This is a genomic window from Photobacterium sp. DNB23_23_1, assembly GCF_052873815.1.
The window spans coordinates 34,297-46,696 of sequence record NZ_JBNNXT010000012.1 but is presented as its reverse complement, the minus strand read 5'-3'; the positions used below and the strand labels follow the sequence as shown (position 1 = coordinate 46,696).

General features: G+C 45.7%; 10 protein-coding genes. 5 read left to right on the top strand and 5 right to left on the bottom strand.

The window, feature by feature from the left end; genetic code table 11:
• Positions 1-9: 9 nt before the first annotated feature.
• Complete coding sequence (locus ACVA53_RS09930; RefSeq protein WP_255041466.1) at positions 10-435, top strand: DUF6691 family protein; 426 nt, start codon at positions 10-12, stop codon at positions 433-435.
• A gap of 63 nt (positions 436-498) precedes the next feature.
• Here ACVA53_RS09930 and cobA read toward each other — a convergent pair whose 3' ends face one another.
• The 4 genes from cobA to nirB form a co-directional block, all read right to left on the bottom strand.
• Positions 499-1,260 carry a uroporphyrinogen-III C-methyltransferase gene (gene cobA, locus ACVA53_RS09925; RefSeq protein ID WP_255041467.1) on the bottom strand — a complete coding sequence of 254 codons (762 nt, stop codon included), beginning with the start codon at positions 1,258-1,260 and terminating at the stop codon, positions 499-501.
• Between the two features lie 169 nt (positions 1,261-1,429).
• Positions 1,430-2,284 (bottom strand): formate/nitrite transporter family protein, encoded by an 855-nt coding sequence (locus ACVA53_RS09920; protein ID WP_446505036.1) that lies wholly within the window; start codon positions 2,282-2,284, stop codon positions 1,430-1,432.
• 113 nt (positions 2,285-2,397) lie between these two features.
• Positions 2,398-2,721 (bottom strand): nitrite reductase small subunit NirD, encoded by a 324-nt coding sequence (gene nirD, locus ACVA53_RS09915; protein WP_255041469.1) that lies wholly within the window; start codon positions 2,719-2,721, stop codon positions 2,398-2,400.
• Between the two features lie 2 nt (positions 2,722-2,723).
• Complete coding sequence (gene nirB / locus ACVA53_RS09910; protein ID WP_255041470.1) at positions 2,724-5,282, bottom strand: nitrite reductase large subunit NirB; 2,559 nt, start codon at positions 5,280-5,282, stop codon at positions 2,724-2,726.
• Positions 5,283-5,668: 386 nt separating this feature from the next.
• On the opposite strand from nirB, the gene ACVA53_RS09905 reads away from it, so the two are divergent.
• From ACVA53_RS09905 to ACVA53_RS09895, 3 genes are all read left to right on the top strand, one after another.
• Positions 5,669-5,926, top strand: a complete 258-nt coding sequence (locus ACVA53_RS09905; RefSeq protein WP_255041472.1) for a hypothetical protein — start codon at positions 5,669-5,671, stop codon at positions 5,924-5,926.
• Between the two features lie 458 nt (positions 5,927-6,384).
• Positions 6,385-7,560, top strand: a complete 1,176-nt coding sequence (locus ACVA53_RS09900) for an amino acid permease (protein ID WP_255041474.1) — start codon at positions 6,385-6,387, stop codon at positions 7,558-7,560.
• Between the two features lie 465 nt (positions 7,561-8,025).
• Positions 8,026-8,817 (top strand): DUF4922 domain-containing protein, encoded by a 792-nt coding sequence (locus ACVA53_RS09895; protein WP_255041475.1) that lies wholly within the window; start codon positions 8,026-8,028, stop codon positions 8,815-8,817.
• A gap of 110 nt (positions 8,818-8,927) precedes the next feature.
• Here the strand turns inward: ACVA53_RS09895 and fusA are convergent, their stop codons facing one another.
• Positions 8,928-11,015: an elongation factor G gene (gene fusA / locus ACVA53_RS09890; RefSeq protein ID WP_255041476.1), complete on the bottom strand. Its 2,088-nt coding sequence runs from the start codon at positions 11,013-11,015 to the stop codon at positions 8,928-8,930.
• Positions 11,016-11,857: 842 nt separating this feature from the next.
• On the opposite strand from fusA, the gene ACVA53_RS09885 reads away from it, so the two are divergent.
• A complete protein-coding gene (locus tag ACVA53_RS09885; protein ID WP_255041478.1) occupies positions 11,858-12,400 on the top strand; it encodes a heme NO-binding domain-containing protein in 543 nt (180 codons plus the stop codon).

Below are 12,400 nucleotides of genomic sequence, written 5' to 3'. Positions count from 1 at the left end.
AGCCCAAAGATGAAAGGGTTATCGCAACTTGTAGCATTACTTACAGGGCTACTGTTTGGCTTGGGGATGATGATATCTGGTATGGTCGATCCCCATCGTGTGCTGGGCTTTTTAGACATTGCTGGCGCTTGGGATCCGAGTTTGATGTTTGTGATGGGGGGCGCACTCGCTGTATTTCTTCCGGTATATCTATTGGTGATAAAAAAACGTTCAGCTCCGGTATGTGCTGAGACGTTTGAGGTCTCAAACAACAAAGTGATTGATAAAAAGCTTGTCGGTGGCGCGGTACTGTTTGGCTTAGGCTGGGGGATTGCGGGTATTTGCCCTGGTCCAGCAGTGACTTCGACCTTTGGGCTTAACCCATCGATGTTAGTTTTTATTGTGATGATGCTGATTGGGATGGGGGCTGGTGCTGCTCTGGTCAAACGCCAATGAGGACAAGGTCGGACACGGAATAAAGGAAGGGCGCCTATAAGTGCCCTTTTTTGACTGGTTGAATTACTCTTGATTGAACCATTGCAAGGTTTCACTCAGTGACGCCACACTGCCAATAACAATTAATGCGGGACTAACAGCGCCTTCTGCCAGTTCAGGTAAGGTTGCAAGTGTACCGGTAAGCACGCGTTGGTCATGGCGTGTGCCGTTTTCAATAATGGCACAAGGTGTTTCAGCGGCAAGGCCATGGGTGATCAGCTTGTCGCAAATATGGCCACTCTGTTTCAAACCCATATAGAAGACGAGGGTGTTGTTGGACTGTGCCAGTGACCCCCACTCGATTTCGCGACCGTCTTTCTGGACATGGCCTGTGATGAACTGGACACTTTGAGCGTGGTCTCGATGGGTCAGCGGGATGCCCGCATAGGCGGTAGCGCCTGCTGCAGCAGTGATCCCCGGTACCACCTCATATTTGATACCAAATTTGGCTAACTCTTCGAGTTCTTCACCACCACGGCCAAAGATGAATGAGTCACCACCTTTCAGGCGAACAACACGCTTACCTTCTTGCGCTTTTTGAACCAAAATCTGGTTGATTTGATCTTGTGGGACGCAATGGAAATCGAGTTTTTTACCGACGTAAATCATCTCTGCTGATGCATCTGCCAGTGCAAGGATATCTTTTGAAACCAGACGGTCGTACACCACGACGTCTGCAGCTTGGATAACCTTTAGGCCCTTTACTGTCAGTAGATCTGGATCACCCGGTCCGGCACCGACAAGGGAGACAAAGCCGCTGTTTGGTAGTGCGTGGTTGGTGGTCATAAGCAACGCCTTTTAAAAATTTGGATATAAAAAGTAGCACTCGTCCGGCTAATTTCACCCTAAGGAGTTATTACTTTTTATAGCCAAAACAATAGAATAGATTTATTGATACATTAGCTTTGTGGTTAAGTGTTGGCCCCGAGTATTCACCCGGGACCAAATGAAATGCTTACTTCGCGCTTAATGCCGGCTTTGCATTAACCGCTGAATCATTTTCTATGTTAATCGCTGGTGCTGTTTTAGCGTGAGTCAGGTATAGCGGAACACACGTAAACAGCAGGCCACCGACTAGGTTGCCCAGGATGGTTGGGATAAGGTTGAAGTTCAACCAAGTCGCAATACCAAAATCAGCGCCTAGCATCATGCCCAGTGGGAACAGGAACATGTTTACCACTGCGTGCTCAAATACTAATGCGAAGAAAATAAAGATAGGTAGCCACATTGCTGCAATTTTACCTGCTACGGTACGGGCTGTCATGTTGCCAATTACACCCAAGCAAACCATTAGGTTACAAAGAATGCCGCGAACAAAACAGGTGATCCAGCCGTTTGCGCCGAGTTCTTCGAAGCCAACGGTACGTGCGGTTGCTGCTTTAATAAACGTTTGACCTACTGCACCAGGTTCAACACTGAAGTTCATGGTGAATGAGAGAGCGATAAGGAAAGCAACGATAAGTGAGCCTAGCAGGTTACCAAAGCCTACCAGCCCCCAACAACGCAGAACATGACGCCAAGTAATACCTTTACGGTTGTCGAATTTTGCCAGAGGGGCAAGACCGAACACGCCGGTAACTAGGTCATAGCCCATCAGGCTCAAAATACAGAAGCCAACAGGGAAGACTAGCGCGCCGACAATGCCAATGCCGGTTTGTGTAATCGCGGTGATCGCCACAACAACGGCTAGCGAGAGAATAATACCCGCCATTGTGCCACGTAATATCAAATCACGTGTAGAGGTGCGTATTTTTGCTTCGCCAGTAGCAACCATTGTCTGAACGAATTCCATCGGTTTTGAATAGGACATCATGTCACTCCAAAAAGTTAAAATAAAAATTGAATAGTCAAAGGCTCACATTCCCATTCTGGGCTGGGAGCCTTTTAGCTATTAAATCTTTGGTGGCTTAACTATTTCTTGGGTTACGCCGCGATTTCAACCTTGCCGTTGGATACGCGCGCATTGAAGGTTTTAACGTTGAAACGTTCATCTTCCATGCACACACCGGTAGACAGGTTGAAGCGTTGTTTTTTTAGCGGACTAGCAACCCAAAGCGCATCTTGGTGCTGACAAATCAGACCGCGAGAGAGTACGTTCGAACGAGCAAACGGGTCCATATTGCTGATTGCGAACACTTCTTCGGCAACGCTCGGGCGGAAAACAGCAACTTGCTGGCCGTTGAATAGCGCACAAACGCCTGTCCCCGGGGTAATATCTTGGATATCGCAGATTAGCTCAAAAGCCATGATTAGTTCTCCAATTCAACGTGCAGGATATCGCCAACGGCATCAGGGTGTTTTTCGGTGAACGTCGCAGGCCGGTGCTGGTCACGCTCGGCAACAAATACCACGTTGTCATCACGAAGATCAGCGTTGATGAAATGGGCAAATCGCGTTAGCTGCGATTCGTCATTGATAGTGGCTGTCCACTCACATTCATACTCATCAACTAACTTGGCAACGTCCATTTCGAGCTGGGTGTTGATGCCAAGTTTGTCATCAACAATCACTTCTCGTAAGTAGTCCACACCACCTTCCATGTTGTCCATCCATACAGAGGTGCGCTGTAGTGGCGCAGCTGTGCGGATGTAAAACATCATGAAGCGGTCGATGTACTTGATGAGCGTTTCTTGGTCTAAGTCGCTGGCCAGTAGATCGGCGTGGCGAGGCTTCATACCACCGTTACCGCATACGTACATGTTCCAGCCAGCGTCGGTTGCGATAATGCCAAGATCTTTACCCTGAGCTTCAGCACATTCACGGGTACAGCCAGAGACACCAAACTTCATCTTGTGAGGAGTTCGGATCCCTTTGTAGCGGTTCTCAATGTAAGAGCCCAGACCGACAGAGTCTTGAACACCGTATCGACACCATGTCGAACCCACACAGGTTTTCGCCATACGCAGCGCTTTTGCGTAGGCTTGGCCTGTTTCGAAACCAGCGTCAATTAGCTTGCGCCAGATCACTGGAAGATCATCTTTCTGAGCACCAAATAGGCCGATACGCTGAGCTCCGGTTACCTTGGTGTACAGGTTATATTCTTCGGCAACCGCAGCAAGTGCACCAAGGGCTTGTGGAGTAACTTCACCACCGGCCATACGCGGAATAACCGAATAGGTACCGTCTTTTTGGATGTTACCAAGGAAGTTATCATTGGTATCGTGCAGCTTAACCAATTGAGGTTTGAGGATATGTTCACCCCAGCACGAAGCCAGAAGAGAGCCTGCTAGTGGTTTACAAACTTCACAGCCGTAGCCTTTACCGTATTTCTCTAGTAGCTCATCAAAGGTTTTGATTTCTTCGATGCGGATCAGATGGAAAAGCTCCTGGCGTGAATAGGCGAAGTGCTCACACACATCGTTTTTCACTTCGATACCTGATTTAGCCAATTCAGCATTGAGCACTGACGTGACCAACGGAATACAACCACCACAGCCAGTACCGGCACCGGTGACGGCTTTGATATCAGCTAAAGTATGGTTGCCGTCAGTGACAGCTTGGGCAATTTTTGCCTTGGTCACATCGAAGCAAGAACAGATCACGGCAGTATCAGGTAGCGAATCTGCACCTAACGCGGGTTTTTCAGCACCGGCGTGGGCAGGCAGGATCAATGTGTCCGGGTGTTCTGGCAGGTCGATTTCGTTGAGCATTAACTGAAGCAGGTCGCCATAGTCAGAGGTATCACCCACCATTACAGCACCGAGTAGCTTCTTGTTGTCCTCGGAGACAATGATGCGCTTGTAAACTTCTTGCTCTTCGTTCTGGTATACAAAGCTCTTACAGCCAGGCGTGCGACCATTGGCATCACCAATTGAGCCAACTTTTACCCCAAGCAGTTTCAGCTTGGCGCTCATATCAGCGCCTTCAAATTGGTTATCTTCACCAATAATATGCGAAACAGCGACCTGTGCCATTTTGTAACCTGGTGCAACTAGGCCATAGAACATTTCATTCCAAGAGGCACATTCACCAATAGCATAGATGTTGTTGTCTGACGTCTGGCAGGTGTTATTGATAGCGATACCGCCACGAGGAGCAACATCAAGCTCCATTTGACGAGCCAGCTTGTCTTGTGGACGGATACCTGCAGAAAAAACAATAAAATCAGTCTCTAGTTCAGTACCATCAGCAAAGCGCATCACATTACGAGCATTGGTACCTTCCGGAGCAATTTCCAGTGTGTTCTTGCTGGTATGGACATTTACACCCATACGCTCAATCTTCTGGCGAAGCTGATTACCACCAGCCATGTCTAGCTGTTCAGCCATTAGCTTTGGCGCGAACTCAACAACGTGGGTTTGTACACCTAATGCCTTTAGAGCACCAGCGGCTTCAAGGCCGAGTAGGCCACCACCGACTACAACACCGACGTTGCTATTTTTCGCAGATGCTTCAATTGCTTTGAGATCTTCAATAGTGCGGTAGACAAAGCAGTCTTTGCTTTCATTGCCTTTGATCGGTGGAACAAACGGGAAGGAGCCGGTAGCGAGGATTAACTTGTCGTATTGAACTTCACGCCCCGTGCTGGAGTGTACGATGCGTTTTTCTCGGTTGATATTAATGGCGCGTTCACCGAGGAGGATATTGATGGCGTGTTTTTGGTAGAAACCTTCTTTAACGAGCGAAAGTTCTTCAGCGGTATGGTGGGAAAAATACGATGACAAGTGAACCCGATCATAGGCGACACGAGGTTCTTCGCAAAATACCGTTACCTCGTAATTGTCCATATTGGCTTTATCGACTAATTCCTCGATAAAGCGATGGCCCACCATTCCGTTGCCGATGATGGCCAATCTCACTTTGCTCATACGATCCTCTATTACAAAGTCATAAATTCTGAATGGAATCTTAATGAGACAGGATGTGAATAAATATGACGTAAATCAATTACAGTTTTGAATAGCCCTAAAGGGGTAGTCATATATAAATCAATGATTTATATAATATAATATTGTATTACAAGAATAAATATGAAGAATTAAAACAATAAATATGAAGGAGATACTACTTATTTTGTGTTTATTTCGGTTAGCAATCGCATAACAAATGAGTACCACTATGTGTTTTGATAGTTAGGGAAAATAACAGTCAATTGCTTAATTTATCAGCGTACATCGAGATGTTGTGATATTTGTACTTGAATCTAAGTTTGGTTTTGGTACAAACAAGTAACGAAGAGGTTCCGGAGACAGGGATGACAACAGATAAATCGGTGGCCGAGAAATTACTGAGCCAAGACATTATGGATCAGGTGCAAAAACTAGGTGCCATTAATGTCCTCGAGGAGGTTTACAGTAAAGCTCGCTATGCACGTTTCACCCGTGTGAAATGGAGTGGTAACTTTTATGATGGCCTTCTTTTTGACGATGGCAGTACCATCAGCGTTTATCCCGCATCCTTTAACAAGCTCACGCTAATTGCGGCTAAATCAGGTGTCGCTGTGTCAGCATAAGTTGATAATTACCCCTTTGAAGTAATCTCAAAGGGGTTTTATTTACCCAAAACTCATCATTTCGTTTTTGGAATATAAGATTTCAGGTGTGAGTGTTGAAGTGCTTCTAATGACCATATAAGTTGCTAGCTGACCAAACAAAATTAGGGTAATCAATGGACGGTTGCCTTTTTGATAGGGATTTATCGTTGTTGGAGTACGATTAATGAACCATAAAACCACGGGGAAGATCCATCTGTCCTCTGCTGATACCTTGACGCACGCTTGTGCCTGCCATTCTTATCCCGCTATACCTTCCGAAAGCCTTCAGTTTTACGGCTATTTTGCCGCATTCCGATTTACTCACTAATTCTCTATTGCTGCATTTTCATCTGCAGTGCATTGATAAATAGATTATTTAAACCTTTTCGTTGTCTGCCTTATCTATAGGCGGAGACACATTATTACGAGACAAAATTGTGAATGTAAAACTGCTTGGTAGCTCTCTCATTATTGCGGGTACGGCACTGGGGGCCGGTATGTTGGCTATTCCTATGGTATTGGCCCAGTTTGGCCTGCTATGGGGTACGTTGTTGATGCTAGTGATCTGGCTGGGTACGACGTATGCCGCACTGTTGTTGTTAGAAGCCAGTATTAAGGCCGGTGGTGGCCTTGGCATGAACACGATAGCCCGTAAAACCCTTGGAAAGGGGGGCCAGTTGGTGACTAACGGTCTGCTTTACGCGCTATTGGTTTGCCTACTGATGGCGTACATCATTGGGGCGGGTGACTTGGTTATGAAACTCTTATCCAGTATCGGCCTCAACCTGAGCCTAATGCAAAGCCAAATTGCCTTTACTCTTCTGGCGGGCGTAGTAGTTGCTGCGGGGACGGCAGTTATTGATAAACTAAACCGTGCATTATTTGCAGTGATGGTCGTCATGTTAGTGCTGACATTGCTTTCTTTGGTTCCTACCATTTCAATCGAAAATTTAATGGTTGCCACCAGTGATAGTAAAATAGATCTGATTAAAACCAGTTCGGTGTTGTTCACCAGCTTCGGGTTCATGGTAGTGATCCCATCGTTGGTGACATACAACAAAGAAGCCACACACCAGCAACTGCGGAATATGGTTGTGATTGGCTCTCTGGTCCCGCTGTTCAGTTACCTGCTGTGGCTATATGCAGCGATGGGTAACCTGAGTGCTGAGCAGATGGTCGATTTCAATAGTGTATCTGAGTTAATCGCTGTTTTGGGGTCAAACCACAGCATGATTAACTTTATCTTGTCAGTATTCACAGGGCTGGCATTGCTGACATCTTTCTTGGGTGTTGCGATGGCATTGTTTGACCAGAACGTTGATACATTCCGCCAAAACCGTGCTGTTACTTATGTAATGACTTTTATCTTACCACTTGGTGGTGCTTTGTTCGCTGCCGATCAATTCCTGTCAGTATTAGGATACGCAGGTATTATTTTGGTATTCCTTGCGGTGTTCATTCCAATGGCGATGACTATAAAGCTTCGCAAAGAAGACGACAGCGCGTTTGACGTTGATGCTTCCGGTGTGTTGTATCAAGCATCTGGTGGGCAATTGGCGATGGGTTTGAGCTTCCTGTTCGGGTGCTTCTTGCTCGCGGCGGAGTTGGTTTAATACCAATCTGGATAAGTAGTTGATCAAATATTGATGTAGGTTGGTATAAGCGCAGCGGATAACAATAGATAGACAGTACTAGAAGAGGGGCGTTTACTAAGTAAACGCCCTTTTTGTTTCTACCTGATTAATGCACAAGGCAAATAGGCTGGATCGGTAGGATGCGACCAAACAAAACTACCTGTTGAAGTTTTAGCGACCAAACAAAAACTTCTAACTGCTTTATGGAGTACTATTGGAAATAGATTAAAGCAGTGTTTTCCAATGGCATTGATAATACAAACTTTCGTGGTTGGCAGCTATATCTAGCCTTCATCCTGTTTATGCTGAAAAGACGGTTTATTGTAAACTTTAGTGTACACTTCAACAATGGTGTCTACAGGGGGTAACATGGCAAAAGAGCGTTATTGAAATAAGCAACTTGATGTTAAATGGGTGTATAAACGGGGTGGAGAGGAGGGAGATATGTCTGATAAAACTGAAACGCTTTGGGATAAGGCGAGCCGAGTTTCTGAACGCGCATTGGCTGCAGGTAGCTTGATGCCTATAGTCACGGATGCCCAGCTGATAGAAGAAGAAGGGGTTTCGTACTTTGCCCATGTTGTTACAGCCAATGCTACGGAAAAGTTTCGGGCAACCTCGACCCAAGGTAATCCGTTCTTACCCTATGAACAATCACTTTATGTTGATGAAGCCGGCCAACAGCATGTCTGCTTGTTGAACAAGTTTCCCGTCCTGTCTCCGCATTTGCTCATTTGTTCTAAAGCCTTTATCCCACAACAATCTTGTTTAACCCTGCATGATTTCCAAGCTTGGGTGACAGGTTTTGACCATCCCGATGTTTTTGGTTTTTATAACAGTGGCCCACAGGCAGGAGCGAGCCAAGCTCACCGACATATGCAGTTAGTTCGATCGCCGATACCGCTGGAGAAGGTTATCTCACAAGGGGAGCTGCCTTTTGTACATTGCCTCGCACTATTGCACACCCTGGATGCTGCGGAACTGTATAAACACTATCTATCAATGATGACGCAGTTAGGGCTGTTAGCTGATAACGTGGGTGGGGACTGTACCCCCTATAACCTCTTACTCACCGAGCGTTGGATGTTATTGTTTCCCCGAAGCACAAATAATATCGAAGGTATATTTGCCAATGGGCTCAACTATTCAGGACGTTTTCTGGTTAAGCAGGCTGAGCAATTAGAGTGGCTTCAGCAATATGGGCTAATGAACTACCTAGCCAACTGCAGCCTTTAGGCAAGTCACGCGGGGGCGGGGAGTGATGATTCTGTCTGATATTAAAGGTATAAAAAAACCCGATAGCCAAGCTATCGGGTTTTTATCAGCCATTAAAGCTTAAGAAAGAATTACTTCTTCTCGTTAGCCGCTTTAACGTCAGCAATAACCTGCTCTGCAACGTTTGCAGGACATGGTGAGTAGTGCGCGAACTCCATAGAGAACTGACCACGACCAGAAGTCATTGTACGTAGGTGACCGATGTAGCCGAACATTTCTGAAAGAGGAACGTCTGCTTTAATACGAACACCAGTAGTACCAGCCATCTGATCTTTGATCATGCCGCGACGACGGTTAAGGTCACCGATAACATCACCAACGTGATCTTCAGGAGTGAACACGTCTACAGCCATGATTGGCTCAAGAAGCTGTGCACCTGCTTTAGGCATAGACTGACGGAATGCACCTTTCGCTGCGATTTCGAATGCTACTGCAGATGAATCGACTGCGTGGAAACCACCGTCGAATAGTTCAACTTCTACGTCAAGAACAGGGAAACCAGCAAGGACACCAGTGTCCATCATGCCAGCAAAACCTTTCTCAACAGCAGGCCAGAATTCTTTAGGTACGTTACCACCAACAACAGATGATGTGAACTTGAAGCCAGAACCAACTTCACCTGGCTTGATACGGTAGTCGATCTTACCGAACTGACCAGAACCACCAGACTGCTTCTTGTGCGTGTAGCTATCTTCAATTGCTTGAGTGATAGTTTCACGGTAAGCAACCTGAGGTTGACCAACGATTAGGTCTACACCGTAAGTACGCTTAAGGATATCAACCTTGATGTCTAGGTGAAGTTCACCCATACCTTTAAGGATGGTTTCGCCAGTTTCTTCGTCAGTTTCAACCTGGAATGATGGATCTTCTGCAACCATCTTACCGATAGCGATACCCATCTTCTCAGAACCGCCTTTGTCTTTCGGCGTAACTGCGATAGAGATTACTGGAGTTGGGAAGATCATTGGCTCAAGCGTACACTCGTGCTTAACATCACATAGAGTGTGACCAGTTTGAACGTTCTTCATACCAACAACAGCGATGATGTCACCAGCTTGTGCTTCAGTTAGCTCGTTACGGTCATCTGCTTGCATCTCAACCATACGGCCGATACGCTCAGTTTTACCAGTCGCAGAGTTAAGGATGGTGTCACCCTTCTTCATGCGGCCAGAGTAGATACGGATGAACGTTAGGGCACCGAAACGGTCGTCCATAATTTTGAACGCAAGCGCTTTTAGTGGCTCATCAGCAGATACTGTAGCTACTTCACCAGTTGCTTCACCAGTTTCTGGATCTGTTAGCGGCTGAGGATCAACTTCTGTTGGTGCTGGTAGGTAATCTACAACAGCATCAAGGATAAGTTGCATACCTTTGTTTTTGAACGCAGAACCACAGTATGTTGGGAAGAACGCGATGTCACGAGTACCCTTACGGATACAACGCTTGATGTCTTCAATAGAAGGCTCTTCACCTTCCATGTAAGCTTCCATCAGGTCATCGTCCTGCTCAACAGCAGTTTCGATTAGCTCTTCACGGTACTGTTCTACGTCATCAACCATGTCCGCTGGAACATCTTTGATTTCGTAGTTTTCTGGAAGACCAGTTTCGTCCCAAACGTAAGCTTTACGGCTTAGTAGGTCAACAACACCAACGAAGTCGTCTTCACGACCGATTGGTAGAACCATGATTAGAGGAGTAGCACCAAGAACGCTCTTAACTTGATCAACAACGTTGAAGAAGTCTGCACCCATACGGTCTAGTTTGTTAACGAAGATCAGACGAGATACTTCTGATTCGTTCGCGTAACGCCAGTTAGTTTCTGACTGAGGCTCAACACCACCAGAACCACAGAATACACCGATACCACCGTCAAGTACTTTAAGAGAACGGTATACTTCAACTGTGAAGTCAACGTGTCCAGGAGTATCGATAACGTTTAGGCGGTGGTCGTTCCAGAAACAGCTAACTGCTGCAGACTGGATAGTAATACCACGCTCAGCTTCCTGCTCCATGAAGTCAGTAGTTGATTCGCCGTCGTGAACTTCACCAGTCTTGTGGATCTGACCAGTAAGCTTAAGGATACGCTCAGTAGTAGTGGTTTTACCCGCATCAACGTGCGCGAAAATACCAATGTTTCTGTATTTAGATAAATCTGCCATTGTTTTTCTCTATAAACAATTACTGTCACTATTCGGTGGGGGAGTATATCACTGATTCCAACAAACATTACATAGGTCATTTAAGATAAAATGAACATTTGCTTGTTTTTGCTCCGTCTTTTGGGGTTTTCTGGCGCAAACGCTCAATAAACCCACAAGGCTAGCCGGTCACAACATACTCTGTTCCTTCATGCACTGTCAAAATGTGCTTTGATGTGACATGTAAAAACAGAGAACACGGTATTTTACCGGCTCATTGTTCACTGAATGTGAACGATGATGATGTGAAAATGGCAGCTTGCCAGCGACCAAATCCGCTTAATTCTAGTATCAATCGATAAAAGCTACCAGTGGCTTACTGCAAATTGCTTTGAACTTGATGTTGAGCGTAGGCTTAGGGTTGTGCGGAAAAGTAGACTGCAATGATAACTAGATCTTGTTCATTGAGTACGGATAACAGCTGCTTCAGCATTTCTCCATACGCCTCGCAATGTCCACCATTTTGTTAGTATTTCATCGAGTTATAAAGATGCAGGGCACTTTGGTTATTGATGTGTGCGGTAGGGCTGACTGAGGCATGGTATTGGCCATTAGAGGAGGCGCGGATAAATAGATTGAGTATGTAAAAGAGTGAGAGTATAAAAGTGCGACTCACTGTCAGCACTATTATAATGTTGCCTGGCCGCAAAATAATCCTAATCATTAATTTTTCACAATCCGTAGAACACGTCTGTGTACTTAATAACTGACTGTATTTTCCTTAAATGAAATGAGTTGAATAATTTTGACCATTAGAGATTCGTTTCCCATACTCAAATCAAGGGTTAAGGGAGAGTAAACCTATGAAAGGAATTATTTTTACTGAGTTTCTAGATGTTGTTGAAAGCCGTTTTGGATTAGAGGTTTGCCAGCAGATGCTCGATGATGCCGATGTTGACGGTATCTACACGGCGGTAGGGAGTTATGATCACCGTGTTCTGGTAAAGATGATAGTCTGTTTGAGTAAGATTACTGGTGTATCTCCTGAATCATTACAAGAGGTATACGGTGAAGCATTGTTTATGCGTTTGCTAGCGACGATGCCAATGGCTAATGGTGACAAGCCGAATGGTACTTTTAGCTTTATTGAGTGTGTTGAACGTCATATCCATATCGAAGTGAAAAAGCTGTATCCCAATGCGAATCCGCCACAATTTGACTTCATTTCACAAACGACCGCCCAAATGGTGCTCGACTACATTTCAGCTCGTTGCTTTTCCCATGTTTGTCTCGGTTTGATCCGTGGTTGTGTCCAGCACTTCAACGAAGATATGGATATTGAAATGGAGCCTGTAAACCAGGATCAGAGTCATGTCCGATTTACGCTGACGCTAAACGCGGAGTAA

Excerpts from the sequence above, each read along its gene's own strand:
- nirB (WP_255041470.1), bottom strand. The coding sequence starts at position 5,282 with ATGAGCAAAGTGAGATTGGCCATCATCGGCAACGGAATGGTGGGCCAT.
- cobA (WP_255041467.1), bottom strand. The coding sequence starts at position 1,260 with ATGACCACCAACCACGCACTACCAAACAGCGGCTTTGTCTCCCTTGTC.
- ACVA53_RS09895 (WP_255041475.1), top strand. The coding sequence starts at position 8,026 with ATGTCTGATAAAACTGAAACGCTTTGGGATAAGGCGAGCCGAGTTTCT.
- ACVA53_RS09930 (WP_255041466.1), top strand. The coding sequence starts at position 10 with ATGAAAGGGTTATCGCAACTTGTAGCATTACTTACAGGGCTACTGTTT.
- nirD (WP_255041469.1), bottom strand. The coding sequence starts at position 2,721 with ATGGCTTTTGAGCTAATCTGCGATATCCAAGATATTACCCCGGGGACA.
- ACVA53_RS09885 (WP_255041478.1), top strand. The coding sequence starts at position 11,858 with ATGAAAGGAATTATTTTTACTGAGTTTCTAGATGTTGTTGAAAGCCGT.
- ACVA53_RS09920 (WP_446505036.1), bottom strand. The coding sequence starts at position 2,284 with ATGTCCTATTCAAAACCGATGGAATTCGTTCAGACAATGGTTGCTACT.
- ACVA53_RS09905 (WP_255041472.1), top strand. The coding sequence starts at position 5,669 with ATGACAACAGATAAATCGGTGGCCGAGAAATTACTGAGCCAAGACATT.
- fusA (WP_255041476.1), bottom strand. The coding sequence starts at position 11,015 with ATGGCAGATTTATCTAAATACAGAAACATTGGTATTTTCGCGCACGTT.